At 69.3% G+C, this 19,892-nt stretch carries 20 protein-coding genes; 15 read left to right on the top strand and 5 right to left on the bottom strand.

Annotated features, from left to right (window positions below; genetic code table 11):
• Window positions 1–249: 249 nt before the first annotated feature.
• A complete protein-coding gene (locus ACSYGO_RS01255) occupies window positions 250–684 on the bottom strand; it encodes a hypothetical protein (RefSeq protein WP_460385479.1) in 435 nt (144 codons plus the stop codon).
• Between the two features lie 250 nt (window positions 685–934).
• Here ACSYGO_RS01255 and ACSYGO_RS01260 point away from each other — a divergent pair, with 250 nt between their 5' ends.
• The gene (locus tag ACSYGO_RS01260; protein WP_426679531.1) at window positions 935–1,993 is read left to right on the top strand and encodes a PucR family transcriptional regulator; all 1,059 of its coding nucleotides are present in this window, start codon (window positions 935–937) and stop codon (window positions 1,991–1,993) included.
• A gap of 320 nt (window positions 1,994–2,313) precedes the next feature.
• A complete protein-coding gene (locus ACSYGO_RS01265) occupies window positions 2,314–3,363 on the top strand; it encodes a lactonase family protein (protein WP_460385480.1) in 1,050 nt (349 codons plus the stop codon).
• A gap of 166 nt (window positions 3,364–3,529) precedes the next feature.
• On the opposite strand, the gene ACSYGO_RS01270 is transcribed toward ACSYGO_RS01265, so the two are convergent.
• Complete coding sequence (locus ACSYGO_RS01270) at window positions 3,530–4,012, bottom strand: universal stress protein (protein WP_460385481.1); 483 nt, start codon at window positions 4,010–4,012, stop codon at window positions 3,530–3,532.
• Between the two features lie 204 nt (window positions 4,013–4,216).
• On the opposite strand from ACSYGO_RS01270, the gene ACSYGO_RS01275 reads away from it, so the two are divergent.
• From ACSYGO_RS01275 to ACSYGO_RS01285, 3 genes are all read left to right on the top strand, one after another.
• On the top strand, window positions 4,217–5,329 hold the full coding sequence (locus ACSYGO_RS01275; RefSeq protein WP_460385482.1) for an NAD(P)-dependent alcohol dehydrogenase: 1,113 nt from the start codon (window positions 4,217–4,219) through the stop codon (window positions 5,327–5,329).
• Window positions 5,330–5,399: 70 nt separating this feature from the next.
• The gene (locus ACSYGO_RS01280) at window positions 5,400–7,229 is read left to right on the top strand and encodes a glycoside hydrolase family 15 protein (RefSeq protein WP_426679527.1); all 1,830 of its coding nucleotides are present in this window, start codon (window positions 5,400–5,402) and stop codon (window positions 7,227–7,229) included.
• Window positions 7,226–8,659 carry a glucose-6-phosphate dehydrogenase gene (locus tag ACSYGO_RS01285; RefSeq protein ID WP_460385483.1) on the top strand — a complete coding sequence of 478 codons (1,434 nt, stop codon included), beginning with the start codon at window positions 7,226–7,228 and terminating at the stop codon, window positions 8,657–8,659. Before ACSYGO_RS01280 ends, ACSYGO_RS01285 begins: the two co-directional genes overlap by 4 nt.
• 412 nt (window positions 8,660–9,071) lie before the next feature.
• Here ACSYGO_RS01285 and ACSYGO_RS01290 read toward each other — a convergent pair whose 3' ends face one another.
• Window positions 9,072–9,380 (bottom strand): hypothetical protein, encoded by a 309-nt coding sequence (locus ACSYGO_RS01290; protein WP_426679525.1) that lies wholly within the window; start codon window positions 9,378–9,380, stop codon window positions 9,072–9,074.
• A gap of 546 nt (window positions 9,381–9,926) precedes the next feature.
• Here ACSYGO_RS01290 and ACSYGO_RS01295 point away from each other — a divergent pair.
• The 4 genes from ACSYGO_RS01295 (at window position 9,927) to ACSYGO_RS01310 (ending at window position 13,256) form a co-directional block, all read left to right on the top strand.
• Entirely contained in the window at window positions 9,927–10,481 is a 555-nt protein-coding gene (locus tag ACSYGO_RS01295) for a hypothetical protein (protein ID WP_460385484.1), read from the top strand.
• Window positions 10,478–11,380: a hypothetical protein gene (locus tag ACSYGO_RS01300; protein ID WP_426679523.1), complete on the top strand. Its 903-nt coding sequence runs from the start codon at window positions 10,478–10,480 to the stop codon at window positions 11,378–11,380. The genes ACSYGO_RS01295 and ACSYGO_RS01300 overlap by 4 nt, the downstream gene beginning before the upstream one ends.
• 104 nt (window positions 11,381–11,484) lie before the next feature.
• Window positions 11,485–12,309: a hypothetical protein gene (locus tag ACSYGO_RS01305; RefSeq protein ID WP_460385485.1), complete on the top strand. Its 825-nt coding sequence runs from the start codon at window positions 11,485–11,487 to the stop codon at window positions 12,307–12,309.
• 122 nt (window positions 12,310–12,431) lie between these two features.
• Entirely contained in the window at window positions 12,432–13,256 is an 825-nt protein-coding gene (locus ACSYGO_RS01310) for a hypothetical protein (RefSeq protein ID WP_460385486.1), read from the top strand.
• Window positions 13,257–13,380: 124 nt separating this feature from the next.
• Here the strand turns inward: ACSYGO_RS01310 and ACSYGO_RS01315 are convergent, their stop codons facing one another.
• The gene (locus tag ACSYGO_RS01315) at window positions 13,381–13,638 is read right to left on the bottom strand and encodes a hypothetical protein (protein ID WP_460385487.1); all 258 of its coding nucleotides are present in this window, start codon (window positions 13,636–13,638) and stop codon (window positions 13,381–13,383) included.
• 40 nt (window positions 13,639–13,678) lie between these two features.
• A complete protein-coding gene (locus tag ACSYGO_RS01320) occupies window positions 13,679–14,407 on the bottom strand; it encodes a type 1 glutamine amidotransferase (RefSeq protein WP_432173461.1) in 729 nt (242 codons plus the stop codon).
• A 352-nt stretch (window positions 14,408–14,759) separates the two neighbouring features.
• On the opposite strand from ACSYGO_RS01320, the gene ACSYGO_RS01325 reads away from it, so the two are divergent.
• The 6 genes from ACSYGO_RS01325 (at window position 14,760) to ACSYGO_RS01350 (ending at window position 19,576) form a co-directional block, all read left to right on the top strand.
• On the top strand, window positions 14,760–15,110 hold the full coding sequence (locus ACSYGO_RS01325) for an ArsR/SmtB family transcription factor (RefSeq protein WP_460385488.1): 351 nt from the start codon (window positions 14,760–14,762) through the stop codon (window positions 15,108–15,110).
• 139 nt (window positions 15,111–15,249) lie between these two features.
• Complete coding sequence (locus ACSYGO_RS01330) at window positions 15,250–16,248, top strand: zinc-dependent alcohol dehydrogenase family protein (protein ID WP_460385489.1); 999 nt, start codon at window positions 15,250–15,252, stop codon at window positions 16,246–16,248.
• A gap of 291 nt (window positions 16,249–16,539) precedes the next feature.
• The gene (locus ACSYGO_RS01335) at window positions 16,540–17,010 is read left to right on the top strand and encodes a GNAT family N-acetyltransferase (protein ID WP_460385490.1); all 471 of its coding nucleotides are present in this window, start codon (window positions 16,540–16,542) and stop codon (window positions 17,008–17,010) included.
• Window positions 17,011–17,098: 88 nt separating this feature from the next.
• Window positions 17,099–17,596: a hypothetical protein gene (locus ACSYGO_RS01340; protein WP_460385491.1), complete on the top strand. Its 498-nt coding sequence runs from the start codon at window positions 17,099–17,101 to the stop codon at window positions 17,594–17,596.
• 243 nt (window positions 17,597–17,839) lie between these two features.
• Window positions 17,840–18,967 (top strand): MerR family transcriptional regulator, encoded by a 1,128-nt coding sequence (locus ACSYGO_RS01345; RefSeq protein WP_460385492.1) that lies wholly within the window; start codon window positions 17,840–17,842, stop codon window positions 18,965–18,967.
• Window positions 18,968–19,162: 195 nt separating this feature from the next.
• The gene (locus ACSYGO_RS01350) at window positions 19,163–19,576 is read left to right on the top strand and encodes an AAA family ATPase (RefSeq protein WP_460385493.1); all 414 of its coding nucleotides are present in this window, start codon (window positions 19,163–19,165) and stop codon (window positions 19,574–19,576) included.
• Window positions 19,577–19,892: the final 316 nt, after the last annotated feature.

Genomic DNA, 19,892 nt, shown 5'->3' on the forward strand with positions numbered 1-19,892 from the left:
GCGAGGAGAGCGAGGGCACCGACCGCTCGGGCGAGCTGGCCGTCCTCCGGACCGCCGAGGGCCTGTGTCCGGACGTACGCGGCTTTCACCTCTGCCCAGCGGGTGGCCTGTTCGGCCGTGAGTGGGCCGCGCAACTCGGCCACGAGTGCGCCGATGCCGACGGTCACGGGCGCCATGACATACGTCCTTCACGTGTAAGGCTGAGCGGAAGCAGGAGACGCCCGAGGCGAGTTCGAGCGACGGCGCGGCTCAGGCAGCGCGGTCCCGCGTCTCGAACGCGGCAGCGCCCGTGCGGGCCGTGCTCGGCGCGGACGGCCCGGGTTCATCGGGGAAGAGGCGGTGCAACGGCCGTACGATCCGGCGGGTCGTGGACCAGGCCACGAGCAGGGCACCCGCCGGCGCGACGAGGCGCAGCAGCCCGATGGCAGGACTCGATGGGGCGAAGTCGGCGAGCATCACGACCGCCCCGACGCTCAAGAACCAGGCAAGGACCGTCAGGAGAGAAAGCGCGACCGTCACGGGCACCCCGCCCAGTTGCCATGTCCGCAGATCCACGTCCGTGTCGAAGCAGTCGACGCCGGCGATGCCCAGGGCGGCCAGGAGCCAGAAGCAGACGACCACGACGAGGGCCGCGCTCAGGAGGATGGTGGGCAGTCCCGTGGCGGCTACCAGAACTGCCTGCATCTCCCGGGCCCCCTCTCCCCATTGCACCGCGCCGCAAGGCGTGTCCGGCGATGCACGGATCCCCTTCGGTTCCGGTGCCGGACACCTGCCGGTGTCCGGCACCGGGACCCCCCGTCGTGCTCCCCGCGAGCCATGCTTTCCGACCGGGCCCCGCCCGCGCATTGCCGGTTCCCGGCAGTGTTCACTAGGGTCTGCCTGCCGGTGGCCGTCAAGGAACCGTCACCGGGGCGTCAAGAATGCGGGGGCCGGCGTGACGGAGCGGGAGATTCCCGAGCAGTATCTGGACGGCTATGCCCGCATCCTGGCCGAGATATCGGCCACTGGCCGGCGCCTGACCCGAGACGAACTGCTCACGCGCCGCGCGCTGGGCGAGCAGGCCGCCGAATCCGGGCACGGCCTACGCGCCCTGGTCAGCGCGCACCTCACCGCCGCCCGCACGGCCTGGCCCGCCAGCCCCGGCTCGGCCGAGGACGCACTGGCCGCCGTACAGCAGGTCGTCGATGCCGTCGCCGAAGGCTACGAGCGCGCCCAACGCCTCGCCGTACGCCAGGAAGAAGCCGCCCGCCGCGAGTTCATCGACGACCTCCTCTACGGCCGCAGCGACCTCGGCCGACTGGCCGAGCGCGCCGAACGCTTCGGTCTGCGCCTGTCCCACGCACACGCCGTGGCCGTCGCCCAGGGCCCCGCCGCCTACGACGAGGGCGACCCGGTCCCCCGCCAGGTGGAGCAGGCACTCATCGCCCGCTTCGGCAACCACAGTGTCCTGCTCACCACCAAGGACGGCCGCCTGCTGTGCATCGCCCCCGGCCACCAGGACGACGCCCTCGCCCACTTCGCCAAGCAGGCCCACGCCGCCACCGACGGCGGCAGAGTAGCCATCGGCCGCCCTCAGCCCGGCCCGGGCGGCGTCGTCCAGTCCTACAACGAGGCGCTCAACACCCTCGAACTCGGCGAACGCCTCGACCTCGACGGCCCCGTCCTGCGCGCCGCCGACCTCCTCGTCTATCCCGTCCTCACCCGCGACCGCCAAGCGATGGCCGACCTCATCCTGGACACCCTCGGCCCGCTCACCCGGGCGCGCGTCGGCGCCCAGCCCCTCCTCGACACCCTCACCGCGTACTTCGACTGCGGATGCGTCGCCGCCGAGGCCGCGCGCCGCCTCTCCCTCAGCGTGCGAGCCCTGACCTACCGGCTGGAACGCATCCACCAACTCACCGGCGCCGACCCCGCTGATCCGGCCCACCGGTACATGCTCCAGACCGCGGTGATCGGCGCCCGGCTGCTGGACTGGCCGGCCAAAGAGCTCTGACAGCCACGCAACAAGGTGGAACAGACAGTGATCCGCCTCCAAGGCCACGGGACATCCTCGCGCGAGCGAGGAGCAGACGGCGCACGCGCCGACCGCGGCGATCACCGCTGGACCATCCCCGTACGTGAGGGCACACACGGCCCGGCCTGCGTCCTGGCCATGAGCAGCGGGCGTTTCCAGCGAACCGAGGGGCACCACGCCGCCGAGGGGCACCACGCCGCCTGCACCGCCGCACTCGTACGACGCCCGCGCGGCGTGGCTGAGCGGCGACGACACCGCTTGCTAGCGTCGGACCGTGTGCACACAGGGCGGAGGACGCTGTGGCTGACAAGGGTGCGAGGCGGGCCTTCATCGGGTCGTTCACCTCGGCCGGCGGTCGAGGGATCGTCGCGGCCGAAGCGGACCCGCACACCGGAGCGCTGACCGCGACCAGCACCGTCGACGCCGTCAGCGACCCCTCGTACCTCGCCGTCCGTCACACCCGGACCGGCCCGGTTCTCTACGCCGTGTCCGAAACCGTACCGGGGGCGGTCGCCGCCTTTGACATCGCCGGTCCCCGACCCCGGCCGCTCGGGGCACCCGTACCGGTCTGCGGCGACGACCCGACCCATCTGACGATCACGCATGGTCACCTGCTGACCGCGAACTACGGGGGCGGCAGCATCTCGGTGCTGCCGCTCGCCGCCGACGGCACCCTGCGGCCTCCGAGCAGCGTGCTGCGTCACGAGGGCACAGGCCCACACCCTGAGCGCCAGCGGGACGCGCACGCCCATCAAGTGCTCCCGGACCCCACAGGGCGCTGGGTACTGAGCGTCGACCTCGGCACCGACTCGGTGCGGATCTGTTCTTTGGACGCGGCAGCGGGCCGGCTGACGCTGCACGGCGAGACTTCGCTGCCACCCGGTACCGGCCCACGACACCTTGCGTTCCACCCGTCGGGTCGCCACGCATATGTGCTCGGTGAGCTCCGGCCCACCGTCACCGTGTGCCGCTGGGACGCGGCGGCCGGAACGCTCGATCCGACGGGAGAGACTCCGCTGTTTCCCGATGGCGTCCCAGGTCTCGTCTCCCCGTCCGCTCCGGTCGTCTCACGCGATGGCCGGCACCTGTGGGCGGCCGTACGCGGCCCCGACATCATCGTGGTCCTCGCGCTCGACGGGACCGGCGAAGAGGCAGTGGTGGTTGCGTCGGTGTCCTGCGGGGGCCGCTGGCCACGCGACCTGGTGCTGGATCCGGCAGGCACCCACCTCTATGCGGCGAACGAGCGTTCGGGTGATGTCACATGGTTCGACGTCGAAGGGCCGGCGGGCATCCCGCACCGCGCCGGCTCGCTGCCCGTCCCGGCGGCGTCCAACATCATCTTTGTCTGACGACGTCGGACCCAGGTGCGGGCCACGAACCGCTCATCGGGTTGCGTCCGGGTGCGGCGGTTCGCGGTGCTCCGGCAGGCGAGCCTCGAATGTGTCCCGGACGACCGGCGGTGGGTCGCGAACCGCGCCGACTGCGCGGGGACACAGGGCCACGGGGCCCCGTCCGTCACTCGCCGCCGTCGCCGGCCTCACTGCCGACTTCGCCACGGATCACGACGACCGGGCAGGCGGCGTGCTGCGTGCAGTGCTGGGCCACGGATCCCAGCAGCAGTCCTGAGAATCCACCGAGACCTCGGCTGCCGACGACGAGCAGGTCCGCTTCCCGAGCCGCATGGAGCAGCACGCTGGCGGGCGTGCCGTAGCGCACGTCGCTTCGCACCTCCACCGTTGGCTGCGATCCCACGATTTCCTCGACAGTTTCTCTGAGTTCTTTTCGCGCCCGGCCTTCCAGGGCGGCTTCATCGCTACTCGAAGGGGGCAGCCACCCGAGCGCCCCGTGGAATTGCGGAAAATCCCAGGCAGTCACCGCCTCCACCACACCGTCGGTGAGCTCCGCCTGACGCACCGCCCAGCGAAGGGCCCGCTTCGATGAGTCCGAGCCGTCCACTCCGACCACGATGCGGTCCTTTGCCTCAGGCCGGTCAGCCATGGTTTCTCCTCGACGTGATGGTGGGGACGACCGCGCCGGTACGCGGGCCGCGTCCACTTGGGCTTGACCTCAAGCCTCGCGCCGATCTCCCGGTGTGCCCAGTCCGACAGGTCCGGATGGGGGCTGCGCCGGGCGGCTCCCTGTTTTCACCGAAAAGCATCACCCCCGGAGTGGCTGAATCGTCATCTGCCACGATTCGCGGAAATGTGTGAGCAAGAGCGGCACACCATTTCGGGTGGCGGCGCATCGACAGGAGGGGCGCATCAGTTGAAAGCCTTTGTGATGAAGGAAATCGGGCGGGTGGATTTCATGGAGAAACCCGTTCCGCGGTTGGGTCCAAATGATGCCCTCGTGCGGACGACCCGAGCCCTCATCTGCACCTCCGACTCCCATACCGTCCAAGGCGGCATCGGGCCTCGGGAGGACCTGACGCTGGGCCATGAAGCGGTGGGCGTCGTGGACTCTGTGGGCAGCGAGGTGAAGGACTTCCAGCCCGGGGACCGTGTGCTGGTCGGTGCCATCACTCCCGACTGGGGCGACCTCGCTTCCCAGAACGGCTACCCCTCACAGTCCGGCGGGCCGCTCGGCGGCTTCAAATTCGCCAACTCCAAGGACGGGGTCTTTGCCGAGTATTTCCATGTGAACGACGCCGATGCCAACCTTGCCGAAATCCCCGACTCGATCCCTGACTCAGCGGCTGTCTATTGCGCCGACATGATCTCCACCGGATTCATGGGCGCCGAGAACGGAAACATCCCCATGGGCGGGACCGTCGCCGTTCTGGCGCAGGGGCCGGTAGGCCTCATGGCGACCGCAGGGGCCAGGCTGCGAGGCGCCGGTCTCGTCATCGGCGTCGAATCGGTCCCCAGCCGGCAGAAGCTCGCCCGGACCTATGGCGCGGACGAGATCATCGACTTCACGAGCGAGGATGTCGTCGAGCGGATCCTTGAACTGACCCAAGGACAGGGAGTCGACACCGCCATCGAGGCACTCGGTGCGGACGTGACCTTCCAGAGCGCAGTCAAGATCACCAAGCCCGGAGGAACCATCTCCAACACCGGCTACTTCGGCGAAGGGGAATTCGTCCGCATCCCGCGCGTCGAATGGGGCGTCGGCATGGCCGACAAGACGATCACAACAGGTCTCTGCCCGGGCGGGAGACTGCGCATGGAACGGCTTCTGCAGGTACTGCAGACACAGCGCATCGACCCGACCCACCTGACGACGCACGAGTTCCACTTCAATGACATGGAACGAGCCTTCGAGGTCGCGGACAAGAAGCTCGAAGACGTCGTGAAAGTAATGATCAGCTTCTAGACCACCCTCCTTTCCCCGTGCGTACGTCCACGTCGCACGATTGTTCTCAGCGCTGCAGAGGCGAGGCGGCATGCACGATCCTGACCCCCCGTTCCGGCCGGTCCGCAGACGGGAGGGCTACCTGCCGCTGGAGGACCTCGGGCTCATCGGGGACGGCACGACCACCGCGCTGGTCGGCCTGGACGGCTCCATCTCCTGGATGTGCCTGCCCCGGTTCGATTCCGAGCCCCTGTTCTGCGGCTTGCTGGATCACGCACGCGGCGGGCATTTCACGCTGGCACCGGAGGACCTCGTCGAGGCGCGGCAGCGCTATGAACCGGACACCGGCGTCCTGACGACCGAGCTGCGCAGCCCCACCGGCCTGGTGCGCGTCACTGATGCGCTGGCCCTGCGCTCCGGCGCCGACCTCACCGATGACGCGCCGGCCGACCGGTCCGAACTCGTACGCTCGGCGGTCGTGCTGGCCGGGGACGTCCGCCTGCGAGTGGAACTGGAGCCCCGCGGCGGCGCGCAAGCACGGGAGTTGTTCAGCGGACTCGAAGTTCGGCCCTCCCGGCGGCCGGACCTGCGCCTCCACCTCCGGTCCAACCGTCCCATGTCCGGCCTGCACAGCACACACGACCTGCGGCAGGGCGACCGTCTCGATCTCGTTCTGTCCTGGGGCCGCTTCCATCGTCACCACCGGCTCGACACCGACGCGATGCTGCAGGGCACCGTCGACGCATGGCGCCGCTGGATGCACCACTTCACCTACGGCGGCCCGGAGGAACTGCTGGTCAGACGCTCCGCCCTGACTCTGAAGCTCTGCGACGACTGGGCCAACGGCTCGCTGGTGGCAGCACCCACCTCCTCGCTGCCCGCACCGATCGGAGGAGTCCGCAACTGGGACTATCGCTATGCCTGGATCCGCGACGCGTCCTTCGCTGTGTTCGCCCTGCGTCGCATCGGCTTCCACGGCGAGGCGGATGCCTTCCTCGGCTGGGTTCTCGACGCCTTCGAATACCGGGGACAGCCCAGGATCATGTACGACCTCCAGGGCGATCCGGTGCCGGACGAGGTCGAGGACAGCGAACTGGAGGGCTACCAGCGCTCTGCCCCGGTGCGCTGGGGCAATGGCGCGGCCGACCAGCGCCAGCACGACATCTACGGCGAGATTCTGGACTGCGCCCATCAATGGCTGCGCTCCGACAAAGAGATCGAGCCCGCGCTGTGGGCCCGCCTGGCCACACTCGCCGACGCCGCGGAGCAGGCCTGGCGCCAGCCCGACCAAGGCATCTGGGAAGTGCGCAGCGAGGGGCGCGTGTTCACGTATTCGGCCGGACTGTGCCAGGTGGCCCTGGACCGGGCCGCGCAGATGGGACAGCGGCTCGGTCTGCCGGGCCGGATCGCCCACTGGAAGGCCTCGGCCGACGAGCTGCGCCAAAAGATCCTGGAGCAGGCCTGGGACGAGCGTGCGCAGACGCTCAGCGCGCACCTGGATGGCGGCGGCGTCCTGGACGCCAGCCTGCTCGCGCTGCCGCTGCGCCGGGTGGTGCCGGCTGATCACCCGCGGATGGTGGCGACCACCACGGCCATCGCGCAGCGCCTGTCGGCAGGTGACGGGCTGCTCTACCGCTACCTGCACGAGGAGTCACCCGACGGCCTGGCCGGCGACGAGGGTGCTTTCGTGCTCTGCAGTTTCTGGCTGGTCGACAATCTGATCGGCCAGGGCCGCGTCGAAGAGGCCGAGGAACTGTATGCCTCCCTGTGTGCCCGAGCCAGTCCGCTGGGGCTGCTGTCCGAGCAGATCAACCCTTCCACGGGAGAGTTCATGGGCAACTTTCCACAGGCGTTCAGCCACATCGGCATCATCGCCAGCGGCGTCAACCTCGCCCGGGCGAGGGAAGGTACGCAAGCATGATCAACCGTCTTGCCGTCTTCGGCGCGACAGGCGACCTCGCCGCACGCTATCTGCTTCCGGCGCTCGTTGCTCTGCGGGCAGCGGGACACCTCGGCGACCAACTGCAGTTGACCGGCGCGAGCAGGGAGGACTGGAGCAGTGAGCAGTACCGGGAGTGGGTCACCGTCCAGCTCGAACGTCATGGCGGCCCCGGTCCCGTCGATGCCAGGGAGGCGATCGCGGCATCGGCCCGCTACCTGAGGGCCGATGTCACCGATCCCGCCGATGTCGCCGCCGTCATCGCCGGCGACGGACCCATCGCCGTCTATCTCGCCCTCCCGCCGGCACTCTTTCCGCGCGCGGTCACCGCGCTGCACGCCGCAGGTCTGCCGACAGGCAGCCGGGTCGTACTGGAGAAGCCGTTCGGCGAAGACCTGGCCAGCGCACAGGAATTGAACCGACTCCTCGCCGAACTCGTCCCGGAGCAGGCGGTGTTCCGGGTCGACCACTTCCTGGCCATGACCACCGTCCAGAACGTGCTCGGCAGCCGCCTGGCCAACCGTGTGCTCGAACCCATCTGGAACAGCACGCACATCGCCGAAGTGGAGATCATCTGGGACGAGACGCTCGCACTGGAAGGCAGAGCCGGCTACTACGACCACGTCGGAGCTCTCAAGGACATGGTCCAGAACCACCTCCTGCAATTGCTCTGCCTGGTGGCCATGGAACCGCCGATCACCCTGGGTGAGCGAGACCTGCGCGACCGCAAGGTCGACGTGCTGCGCTCAGTGCGACCCTTGACCGAGTACGACGTCGTGCACCGCACCCGACGCGCGCGCTATCTGCCCGGAAAGGTCGCCGGTCACGACATTCCCGCATACGCCGACGAGGCCGGCGTGAGCCCACAGCGCCGGACCGAGACCTACGCGGAGGTGGAGCTGGAACTGAACAGCTGGCGTTGGGCCGGAACAGTCTTCCGGCTGCGCAGCGGCAAAGCGCTGGAGGCGGACCGCAAGCAGGTGGCGGTGCGCTTCCGTGCCGTACCTCATCTTCCTTTCGGCCACAGCGGGGAAGCCCTGCCCAATGTGCTGCGCTTCAACCTTGAGCCCGAAGGGCTGGCCCTCGATCTGACGGGCATCGGCGCACACGCCCACGAACTCACCCCCCTCTCGCTGACCGCGGGGATGGAACCGCCGGGCCTGCCCGCCTACGGCCGGCTCCTCCTGGACGTCCTCAGAGGGGATCCGGCCCTGTCCATCCGTGGCGACGAAGCCGAGGAGGCGTGGCGGGTTCTCGAACCCGTACTGTCCGCGTGGGAGAAGGAACTTGTGCCGCTGGAGGAGTACCCGGCCGGCTCCCAGGGTCCACCCCCACGTCAGCAGTACGCCGACGGCCTACGGCGACGAGAAGACCTGCTCCACGATCCGGCCCTTCTCCCGGAGGACATCTGAGGCCCGCCGGAACCCCAGGCCGGCGAGACGGAAGGCGGTCTGACAGCGCTCGGTCGACACCCTCCAGCACGCATCGGCCGGCGCCCACCGGCCGCATCGACCGCAGGAGCGCTGTGCCGGACCCACCTCATGGCTATAGGTCCCGGCGCAGCGGCCGTGCTGCGCGGCATACGTCAGGGCGCGCCGCGGTTGCTGAGGGTGCTGCTCGACTGTGCCCGCGCCCTCCACATCACCCATCTTCAACCGGCGTGCGAAGAACGGCTCCAGAGGGGGCAGCACCCCGGCCGCGGCAACAAGTCGCCCCCTGATTACGGACCTCCCTCAAGAGCTTCAGCGACGGAAGTGACGGACACGGCCGCCGTCGCAGGCGTGGGCGTGGGCGTCGCAGAGGCTCCGAAACATCCGGGGAACGTCAACGGCGCCTGCGCATCTCCTGGTAGCGCCGCTCTACGTCAGGCCTGAACCACCCGGGCACTTCCCCGGCTGTCCGCAGGTGTCGGCGTTCGTCCGGCGAGAGCATCTGCGCGGAAGCGTCCACAGCCACCGCGTAGGCGCTCATCTTGGCCGACGTGTGCTCGCGCCTGAGATCACCCTCGAACATGGCGCTTGAGGCGCGAACGCCACCGACGGCGGCCCTGAGGCGCCCGAGGAAGCGCAACCTGCTGCTCCTCTCCCGGAGTTCGTCCCGAAGGATGAGCCAGCACAGACGCTCGTCGGTCACATTCGGGATCGATCCTGCCGCGGCCACGGGTCCCCCTCGCAATGCAGTGGATCACCTGATCCACCGTGGAGCAGGAGCATAGGCCGAGCCCTCAAGGCTCCGCGACTCGGTCCGATGGGCCGGCTGAAGACCGGCGGGCCACGGACGGACGACTGATCTCCCACCCGCAACGACGAGTTGGCGTCCATGGCCGGTCCGCATCGCCGTACTGCCGCTGCCACGCTGCGATGCGTGCCAGTCGTTGTGCGCCCTTGCCACCGCGGGGCCGAGTTCACTGAAGAGGCACGATGCCCGAACTCCCGTGCCCTGCAAGCACTCCAACCAGATGAGCCGTACGGCGCAGGGCGAAAGAAGGGAATGTCGCGTCGACGCACAAGCCGGCGCGGTGTGGCGCCACTGTCGGCCCGAGTGGTGGGAGGAGTGTTCAAGCCCGCCTTGGCGTGGATGGGAACGGAGCGTGTTCGGTGAACGCGCCGCGCCGCGGTTGCCGGGTCTGTAGGCTTTGCGACGCAATTGCTGGCCTCTTCCTGTATGGGCTGAGACACCGTGGACACTGCAACACTGCTGCTGCTCGGCGCCGCAGGCGGAGCGGTGCGCGGGATCATGCACGCCTACGACTGCATGACGGAATGGCTCAGTGGGCGTCAGCAGTACCGGCTGACGCCCGACCCTGACGCAGAAGGGCCGCCCTCGTTCAAAGCCTTCTACGACGTGGGGGGCGAGTCCATCGCAGCTGTGGTGCATGCCCTGCTGGGAGCTCTGGTGGCTGGGCTCCTGGGGACGTCGGGACAGGTCAGTGGCGGCTTCGCAGTTTTCGCAGCCGGTGCCTCGGCTCCTTTGGTTCTCGTCCAGCTCAAGAACTCCCGTCTGGCCGGGGCGGTCCTGGGTGAAGGTGCTGCCCCGGAAGCGGTGAACGCCACGCAGCGGACGGAGACAGCGGGCAGCGGTCCGATCCCGCAGAGCACACCACAGACCCCGCCGGCGCAGCGCACCGCGAACACGCCGACTCCGTCGGCGGCCAACGGCCCGCAGTCGTCACGTTCTTCCCCGTCGCCGGGCAGGGCACGCGGGACGGCTGCGGACCAGGACGGCACCGGATGAGCCGGCCCAGTCTGCTGCGCCGGGCCGCCGCGGCCACCCTCGGCGCCACCTCGCATCCCACGCGGACCACCGTCCTGACACCTGCCCTTGAGCTCTCTCTCGCCCGCCGGATCGCGGCTGCCGTCATCGGCGTCCGCTCCTACCAAGCGGCCGGCACGTCCCCCGAACCGTCGAGGCGCTGGGAAGTCCGCCGCCCTGCCGACGAAGCCCCACGCCTGACCACCGTCAAGGCACGCACGCCGCAGCCCGAGAAAGGCACGGCACCCGGCGATCGTCCACCGCACCAACGCGGCCCGCGCCCGGACCGATCGGCCCGGGCGACCGTCATTTTCGATCCCGCATCACCCGTCGTGATCGGAACAAGCGGCACCCCACCTCATCAGCGTGAGCACCGGCCGCGCCACACCTTGGCACTGGCCGCGGTGGCCGCCGTCCTCGCCATCGCCTTCACCGCATTCGGCTACCAGCTGCGCCCTCTTCTCCACCAGCAGACGCCCTCACACTCGGTAGGCGGCGACGACCCGACGCCCACTCCCGTCGTGAGCGGTGTCGTGCCAGAGGCCTACCTCGGCAGCTGGACGGCCACCATCACCAACGCCGGCGGCGAGAACACCAGATCACTCGTCATCAAACAGGGTCGCGTCGGCGACGACGTACTGATCCTCGTCGCCGACGGCCCCACCACCGGCGACAGCTACCACTGCGTGTTCACGGCCCCTCTGTCCGCCGCACCGAGCGGCGGCGACCGCCTCGAACTCGGCCCGAGCACCCTGACCTCCGGCACCCCGGCGGCCGCCTGCTCGCCGGGCAAGGCCTCAACCCTCACCCTCACAAGCGACAAGACCCTGCGCCGCACCAGCGACAACGGAGACACCATCACCTACACCCGCAGCCGATGACCCACGCCCACGGCCTTCCCTGCCCCACTCAGGCGGACCAGGAGTGCGTCCGCCGCGTTGATCGAGGCCCATCAGTTGTCGCTCGGTCCACGCACAGTGAGAGCATGCGCACCATGCGCCCCTGGGACTCTCTGACCATCGCTGAACAGACGCTCATGCGTCGAGCAATATCGGAGTACTCCCTGGCCGGGATGGTGCAGAACTACGGTGTGGCACTGCGCTGGGCCGATGCCGACGAAGCCCCGCCTCCGCGCAGCTACACCGAGGACGAACAGCGCACCCTGGTCCCGCGCCTCGCCGCCGTGGCCCTCGACCTTGCCGAACACGGATTGCTGACCCTGCACAAGAAGGAAATCCACCACGCCGCAGCCCCCGTCCTGGTGACCGGACCCGAACTCCACGAGGCTCTCGCCGATCCTGCCAACTGGATATGGAGCGCCCGCCCCGAGCGCCATCTGCACCTCGCCGCTCCGCAGTCTGCGCGTGAGTGCTGGTTCGACGGTGCGCATCCGACGGCCGACACCAGCGCCCTGCCCACCTGGGATGAACTGGGGCTTGAGGAACGCGAGGTCCTGGTCTGTGCCGCCGAGCCCAGCGGCATGCTCACGGGCGCGTTCGGGATCTGGGAGGATCCACCGACCGACCTGGACCTTCACGAACGCCTTGCCTGGGTGGACCAGCAACTCGCCCCGCTGCTGTCCTTCGTCCGCGAGGGCTGGATCGAGGTCCAGCACTACCCCGACGAAGACAGCGACGCCTTCACGGTGATTTCCCCCGACGAGATGCGCGCGGCCCTCTGCGACCCCGACATCCGCCACGAGGGCGACGAATGGGGCGTCGGCGTCGGATGCGTCTTCACCTACGCCGGCCTGGCCGTTTGGCGCGGCGGCTGGAGCGGCGAATGGGGACGCCGCCTCTCCTTCGACTGATTCTTGTTTCCCCGTCCGGCCGCAGGGCGACGACCACCACAAACATCCACCCGATGGCCTCCACGGATATGCGTCGAGGCCATCAGAGCACCTGCGGGCAACCGAGAATCAGAAGCCTCCGCGTGGCCGCATACCATCCCGTGGACAGGCTCAAGATCAGCTCTGGCGGCCCCATGTGTCCCGGAGCTATCCTCTGCCCCTCGTTTCAAAGAGGGGGATCAATGCGCACGGGAACAGGGTCGGCGGCCAGATCCGGTGTCACCGCCATGGTGGGGGCATGCGCGTTGGTGTTGGGCGTGAGCGCATGCGGCGCGCATCAGGGTTCGGGAACCCCGGACCGGACCGCACGGACCAAGTCATCGGCCAAGGCCGCTCGACCGCTGAGTACGGCAGACCTGAAGGCCCTCACCTTCCACGACGGCGAGGTGCCGCAGGCGTGGGAGGGTGCGATCGACGTCACGGTCCGTGACGACACAGCCGACACCGACACCTTCCCTCCCGTCTCGGATCCGGACTGCCAGCACATACTCGACGTCAGCCGCGGCGAGAACGCACCCGCTGCCGTGGACCAGATCTTCAACTGGAAGGGCGACATCAATCCCGGTGGCTCAACGCTCGCGGCCTACAAGGGTGCGGACGCAGAGCAAGCCTTCGACCGGCTCCGCGACGGGTTGAAGTCCTGCAGATCCTTCAGCGGGACCGGTTACGTCGGGAAGTACCACGCGAAACTGTTCCCTGACAGCCCGCCCCACCTGGGGGACCAAGCCGTGAGCTTCCGCATCGAAAACCCCATAGACGGCCGGGTACGCAACGACCAGTACGTCGTGGTCCGCGTGGGCACCATCATCGCGACGTTCTCCGCGGTGAACGTGAACAAACCAGCATCCTTCCCCTCCGCGCTGATCGAGAAGCAGGTCACACGCCTGCGGAATGCACAGCGCACTTGAAAGTTCCGCCGACTGCCTTCCGGCATCCTCTTCGAGGTGCGTCCAGGCCCGGGCGTCGTCCGCGAATACGTCGTGCCCTGCTTCAGGGCTTCTCGCACGGGCGTCGGGATCGACTGAGGAAACATCACTGGTCGAGACCCGCGCACTTCGTCTCGGGCACGCCGATGTCCGAGAAGATGGCCCGTACCTGTCGCCTCATCAGTTGGGCGGCGGCGCCGTCGGTCTCCCGGTGGGAGCGAGCCGGCGCCATGAAGGTGCGGGCCTCACCGAGTCGGTGACCGGTCTCGCGGTGCACAGCTGAGGCTCGCCGGCAGAGCTCGCCGGCTGCGCCGTGTGGTTCCACGGCCTCCGCCGTCTCGCACAGCTCACCGCGATGCCTCACGCGCTCGTCCTGGCTGTCGCCGGGGGCTGTCGGCGGCGGGTCACGGCAGTCTCGCGCACACCTCAGCGAACCTCCGCGTGAACACCGACCATGCCGAGACCGCCGCTCCCTCGTCGGCCACGGCCTCGGCGTGCAGCCGGTCCCTGTCGAAGCCCTGGCGGGCCAGCTGCTCCCGGTCCCAACCGGCGATCCGCTCGGCCGACGCCTCCGGGTGGAACTGCACACCCCAGGCCCGCGCGCCGACCCGGAACGCCTGGTGGGGGCAGGCGGCGCTGGACGCCAACCAGGCGGCACCCGGCGGGAGTTCGGTGATCGCGTCGACGTGCCGTTCGATCGCGGGAACCGTCGCGCCGAGCCCGTACAGCAGCGGATCGTCGGCGGCTTCGGGGCGCAGTCGGATCTGCGTGCTCCCGAACTCGGGCTGCCCGTGACGCGCCCGTACGCTGCCGCCCGCGACCTGTGCGAGCAACTGGCCGCCGAGGCAGATGCCGAGGACGGGTGTGCCGTCTTCCAGCGCCTGCGCGACGAGGCGGCGGGTGGCGGGGAGCCACGGCGCCCGCTCGTCGTCGTCCGGCAGGAAGCCGCCGCCGAGCACGAGAAGCGGCCTGCCGTCGAGGGATCGAGGCAGGGCCTCACCCTCGTAGGGGCGCAGCACTTCGAGGCCGATTCCCGCGTCGCCCAGCCAGGCCCCGACCCGGCCAGGACCCCCGCTCCTGGTGTTCTGTACGACCACGGCGGTCGGCGGGCCCGGTGCGTGCGAGGGCGTCATGGCCTCAGCTCCCCTGCTCGGCATCTGCGTTCGCCGCGTCGATCCCTACGCTGCTCAGAGCAGCAGATCAGGGTGCGACGCGCGGCGTCAACGGCCCACCGGCCGCCCGATTCTCAGAGTCATGTCCCGCCTCGCAGCCGCCGCGACGCGCTTCACCGGCCGACCGGTCACTCCGAGCGCCGACTGTCCTCGCGCCTCGGCGCGGTCACCCTCGCCGAGGGTCGCGTACGCGGTGCCGGCACGACCGGGTGTGCTACGCAGTGGACACGCTTGAATACTTTGCGACACAACCCCTCTTTCGATGGCGCTCGTATTATTGGGTGGTCATCGACGCCGCCTCTAGGAGTTGACCGTGGCTCGCCCCCGTACCCTCGCCCGGACAGTGGATCACCCCGACCTGACCCAGGTGACCCTCCAGCAGGCCTTGGAGGCGCTGGTGGATCCGGTGCGCCGGACGGTGGTGTCCCAGCTCGCACGGAAGGGCGAGGACATGAGCTGCGGCACGTTCGAGACTCCGGTCTCCACGTCGACGCTCACGCATCACTTCAATGTGCTGCGCGAGGCGGGAGTGATCCGGCAGTACTACGTGGGGACGACGAAGATGAACACGCTGCGCGCCGACGAGATGGAGGAGCGGTTTCCCGGCCTGCTCGCGGCCGTGATCGCAGCCTCCGCCATGGAGTCCGGCGCGGGCGCCGCCTGACACCGGCGGAGGCCACGACAGGTACATACTTCGATGTGCGTCAAAATTTGACGCACATCGAACCTTGGGGCAGGGTGGACGAGGAGGCCGGTCCAGGCACCGGCTTCTCCAGCGCATCACCTGCACCAGGGAGCCGCTCATGAACCGCGCCGTCCGTTTCCACGAAACCGGTGGACCCGAAGTCCTGCACCTGGAGGAGGTGCCACTCCCCGAGCCCGGGCCGGGCGAGGTACTGATCCGCACCCGGGCGCTGGGCCTGAACCGGGCGGAGTCGATGTTCCGTCTGGGCCAGTACGGCATCGACCCCGTCTTCCCCTCCGGCATCGGCTATGAGGCGGCCGGAATGGTCGAGGCCCTGGGAGACGGCGTGAGCGGGCTGAGCGTGGGTGACGCGGTCAGCGTGGTGCCTTCCTTCGCGATGACCGACTACCCCGTGCACGGTGAGGCGGTCCTCGCCCCTGCCCACGCGGTCGTCGCCCATCCCGAGCGTCTGTCCTTCGAGGAAGCCGCCTCGGTGTGGATGCAGTTCATCACCGCCTACGGCGGCCTGGTCGACCTCGCGGGCGTCCGCCCCGGCGACACCGTCCTGATCTCCGCCGCCTCCAGCAGCGTCGGCCTCGCGGCCATCCAGATCGCCCACAAGGCCGGCGCCCGCGCCATCGCCCTGACCCGCACGAACGCCAAGCGCCGACAGCTTCTGGACGCCGGCGCCGACGAGGTCATCGCCACCGCCGAGGAGGACGTCGCCGCCCGCGTGCGGGAGCTGACCGACGGCGAGGGATCCCGGGTCATCTTCGACCCCGTGGGTGGGACGGCCCTGGCCGACCTCGTCACCGCCGCCGCCCACGAAGCCCACATCGTTCTCTACGGCGTCCTCGACCGCACCCCCACACCGCTCGACGTCGGCGAGGTCCTCTTCAAGCACCTCACCATCCGCGGATTCGAACTCTTCGAGATCACCACCGACGACCGGCGCCGCGCCGAAGCGGTGGCCTTCGTGACAGACGGCCTCACCAAGGGCGAGCTGACCCCGACGATCGACAAGACGTTCCCGCTGGAGGACATCGCCGAGGCCCATCGATACCTGGAGGCCGGTGGCCAGGTCGGCAAGATCGTCGTGACCGTCCCGGGCAACTGAATACCCCGCGTGAGACGGGACGTCACCACGGCCTCTCGTCCGCGCCCCGACGGAGGCCTCCACTTCGCCCCTGAGGACCTGACCGCGCACCGGAACCAGGATCTGCTCCTGCAGATGTCGTCTGTCCCGGGCACAGCCCGGCGTGCCAGTCCCGCTCCCGACCCGCTGCGTCCCCTACGCTGCGAAGACGTTCAATCCGATGTCCCTGACATTGCGTGCGTTGTCGCACGGCGGCGGCTCTTCGCGCCGGGCCGGGATGGCGCAGCCGCCGGATGCAGGAAAGGGTGTGGCATGAAGTCCCCAGGCGTGCACCTGCGGGAGATCACCGACGACAACCGGGACGCCGTTCGCGCCCTCCGCGTCCGACGCCGCCAGAAGCAGTTCGTCGCCTCCGTGTCCAAGTCGCTCAAGGAGGCGGCGAAGAAGCCGGAGACCAATCCCTGGTACCGCGCCATGTACGTCGGCGACGAGCCGGTCGGCTTCGTGATGCTGTCGTGGAAGCCTCCGTCCGGTCCTTACCAAGGGCGACACTTCATCTGGCGCCTCCTCGTCGACAAGCGGCACCAGCGGAAGGGGATCGGCCGGGAGACGCTGAGCCAGATCGCCGCCCTGGTGCGCGCCGACGGCGCCACCGAGTTGCTGACCAGCTACGATCCCGGCGAGGGCGAACCATGGCCCTTCTACCGGAAGTTCGGGTTCGAGCCCACCGGGGAGATCGACGACGGCGAGATCGTCCTGCGGCTCGTCTTTCCCGAACAGTGAGTCCGTCCGGCAGACAGTCTTCCGGCAGTCGCACGACCGGGGGTCGCCCCGCACCGGTGCTGTCCGTCCCTGCTGTCACACTGCTCCCATGGACACCACGCCCGAGCAGATCAGCTCCCGGACCGCCGCCGCATGGACGGTCGCGCTCGCGGTCCTCGGAGCATTCACCGGCCTCGCCTGGGGCGGGCCGTTCCTCGCCGTCACCTGCGGCCTTTCCCTGGGTGGTGGCGCCGCCATGGGAACGGCCCTGTCCCGCCGCCGCATCGTCGCAACCATGCGGCGAGGCCAAGGGGAGGCCGCCGCCCTCGGGTACGCGGACGGCATCGCCGACATGATGGTGCTGGGGATATCCGCATACAGCGCCTCCGTCTTTCCGCTCTCCGGCCCCGACGCGGTGGACGCCGCCGAGCGCAGGGCGCGCCGCAAGGCCGCCTACCAACTCACGGCCGCCGACGGGCTTCCCCACCACATCCGTGAGGCAGCGGCCGCCGCGCTCAAAGCGATCGACGACCGGCACGACCGCGACACCCAGTCCGCCATCGAGGACCTCATGAAGGCGGTCCAGGAGCAGCGCCGGGGCACCTGACCGCAGCGGGAGCGGGACGGTGAGAGGCCCGCGGAAGACGCCGCCACCCCGCGGGCTCGGAGGATGCTCAGTCAAGACAGAACTCGCTGCCTGCCCTCGATGTCCTGCATCACGACGCGCGGTTCGCAGTCGGCATCGGCAAGCAGCGGTCGTATGCGTACCGCGCCGAGCGGGACCAGTCGTGCGCGCTCGGCCTCCAGCGCGGCGAGCGAGGCACTTGACCCTCACGTGGCGTGATGCCGCATGGTCGGTGCCGTGGAAGAACATCTGACCGTGGGACGCGTGGCCGAGCTGGCCGGCGTGAGCGTCCGCACGCTGCATCACTACGACGAGATCGGCCTCGCGCGACCATCCGCGCGGACCGCGGCCGGCTACCGGGCCTACTCGGCGGACGACTTGGAGCGACTGCGGGAGGTGCTCGCCTACCGGCGGCTGGGCTTCGGATTGCGCGAGATCGCTGATCTGGTCGACGACCCGGCCACCGACGCGGTCGCGCGCCTGCACCGACTGCGCGGCCTGCTGCTGGAACAGCGCGACCGCGCAGCCGCCATGGTGACGGCCATAGACAGCGAACTGGAGGCACGGGCGATGGGGATCAGGACGACGCCGGAGGAACAACTGAAGGTTTTCGGGGCGCAGTTGTACGAAGCCATCGGACCCGCCTACCCAGCGACGCGACGCACCGAGCCGCGGATCGCCGCGAGGGTCTGGGACGCGCTCGGGGACGCACGGACGGTGCTGAACGTGGGTGCCGGCACCGGCTCCTACGAACCCGCGGACCGCGACGTGACCGCGGTCGAGCCGTCGGCGGTCATGCGGGCGCAACGCCCCGCGGGCGCGGCACCGTGCGTGGCCGCCGCCGCGGAGAGCCTCCCGTTCGAGGACCAGTCCTTCGACGCGGCGATGGCCTTCAGCACCGTTCATCACTGGCAGGACCCGATCGCCGGGCTGCGCGAGATGCGGCGCGTGGCCCGCCGCGTCGTGGTGTTCACGCACGACTCCAGTGACACCGGCTGGCGTCACCGGTTCTGGCTCTCCCGCGACTACCTGCCTGAGGTCGCCGACCTCGTCGCAGGCCGGCCCTCGGTGGACCAGCTGGCCCGCGCGATCGGGGCGCGCATTGAGCCGGTACTCATCCCGTGGGACTGCGCTGACGGCTTCTTCGAGGCGTACTGGCGCCGTCCCGAGGCCTACTTGGACGAACATGTGCGCCGCGCGGTATCGGTATGGACCAGGGTCGGGCCAAAGGCCGAGCAGCGGGCGGTGGACAGGCTCCGGGACGACCTTTCCTCAGGCCTGTGGGCCGAGCGCAACCGCGACCTCGTCGATCTCGACGCGGCGGAGCTCGGCCTCCGCCTGCTCGTAGCCTGATCCATCGAGCGCGAGAAGGCCGCGAGCGGGCTGACCCGCCGGAAACGATGGACGAACGACCACCTCGGACCGCCGACCGACGAGCCGCACCCGATCGGGCCATGCCGGCTTCGCTCCGGCGGACCTCCGAGTTCGTCGACCATGGTGACGATCACAATGAGGTTCGCCTTGGTCGTCCTCGTGGACAGGAGCGGAATGCAGCCCCAGCCGTATAGCGAAGGGACTGGCGCCGCAGAGCCTGCGGCACGGCTGCGGCACGTCTACTGGATCGGTGGCGGAAGTGGTGCAGGCAAGTCGACGACGGCCCGCAGGCTTGCCGAGCACTACGGTTGGCGCTCCTGTGCGACCGACGATGTGATGCGCGATCACGCGGAGCGGACCACCTCCGAAGAGGCACCCTACTTGCACCGGTTCATCGACATGACCATGGACGAGCGATGGGTGAACCGCTCTCCGGAGGTCATGCTCGAGACGTTCCACTGGTTCCGCGGTGAGGGTTTCGGTCTGATCATCGAAGATCTCCTTCGCCTGCCGCAGCAGCCGTGCGTCATCGTCGAGGGATCCCGGCTGCTCCCCCCACCTCGTGAAGCCTCTGCTTGCTGCTCCTGAGCGCGCCGTATGGCTCCTCCCGACCCCGGATTTCCGCGAGGCCGCCGTCCTGAGCCGGTCGACTGCGGGCGAAGGGTTCGTATGGAGGACCAGCGATCCTGCGCGGGCCGGCCGCAACGTCGCCGAACGCGATCGCAGTTTCACACAACGCCTCCGGGACGAAATCGAGCGCCTTCAACTCCGCTCTGTTCAGGTCGACATCACGATGACGGAAGATGATCTCGCTGAGCAGGTGACCACAGCGTTCCGGATCTGACGTCAGCTCGGACACCGAGCGGCGATCTGCCCTTTCAGTCGCCGACGGCCCGCAGTGTCA

It is taken from the genome of Streptomyces krungchingensis (assembly GCF_054729265.1).

Coding starts and splice junctions, on each gene's coding strand:
- ACSYGO_RS01255 (WP_460385479.1), bottom strand. CDS start 684: ATGCAGGCAGTTCTGGTAGCCGCCACGGGACTGCCCACCATCCTCCTG.
- ACSYGO_RS01270 (WP_460385481.1), bottom strand. CDS start 4,012: ATGGCTGACCGGCCTGAGGCAAAGGACCGCATCGTGGTCGGAGTGGAC.
- ACSYGO_RS01275 (WP_460385482.1), top strand. CDS start 4,217: ATGTGTGAGCAAGAGCGGCACACCATTTCGGGTGGCGGCGCATCGACA.
- ACSYGO_RS01280 (WP_426679527.1), top strand. CDS start 5,400: ATGCACGATCCTGACCCCCCGTTCCGGCCGGTCCGCAGACGGGAGGGC.
- ACSYGO_RS01285 (WP_460385483.1), top strand. CDS start 7,226: ATGATCAACCGTCTTGCCGTCTTCGGCGCGACAGGCGACCTCGCCGCA.
- ACSYGO_RS01300 (WP_426679523.1), top strand. CDS start 10,478: ATGAGCCGGCCCAGTCTGCTGCGCCGGGCCGCCGCGGCCACCCTCGGC.
- ACSYGO_RS01305 (WP_460385485.1), top strand. CDS start 11,485: ATGCGCACCATGCGCCCCTGGGACTCTCTGACCATCGCTGAACAGACG.
- ACSYGO_RS01320 (WP_432173461.1), bottom strand. CDS start 14,407: ATGACGCCCTCGCACGCACCGGGCCCGCCGACCGCCGTGGTCGTACAG.
- ACSYGO_RS01330 (WP_460385489.1), top strand. CDS start 15,250: ATGAACCGCGCCGTCCGTTTCCACGAAACCGGTGGACCCGAAGTCCTG.
- ACSYGO_RS01335 (WP_460385490.1), top strand. CDS start 16,540: ATGAAGTCCCCAGGCGTGCACCTGCGGGAGATCACCGACGACAACCGG.
- ACSYGO_RS01340 (WP_460385491.1), top strand. CDS start 17,099: ATGGACACCACGCCCGAGCAGATCAGCTCCCGGACCGCCGCCGCATGG.
- ACSYGO_RS01345 (WP_460385492.1), top strand. CDS start 17,840: ATGGTCGGTGCCGTGGAAGAACATCTGACCGTGGGACGCGTGGCCGAG.
- ACSYGO_RS01350 (WP_460385493.1), top strand. CDS start 19,163: ATGCAGCCCCAGCCGTATAGCGAAGGGACTGGCGCCGCAGAGCCTGCG.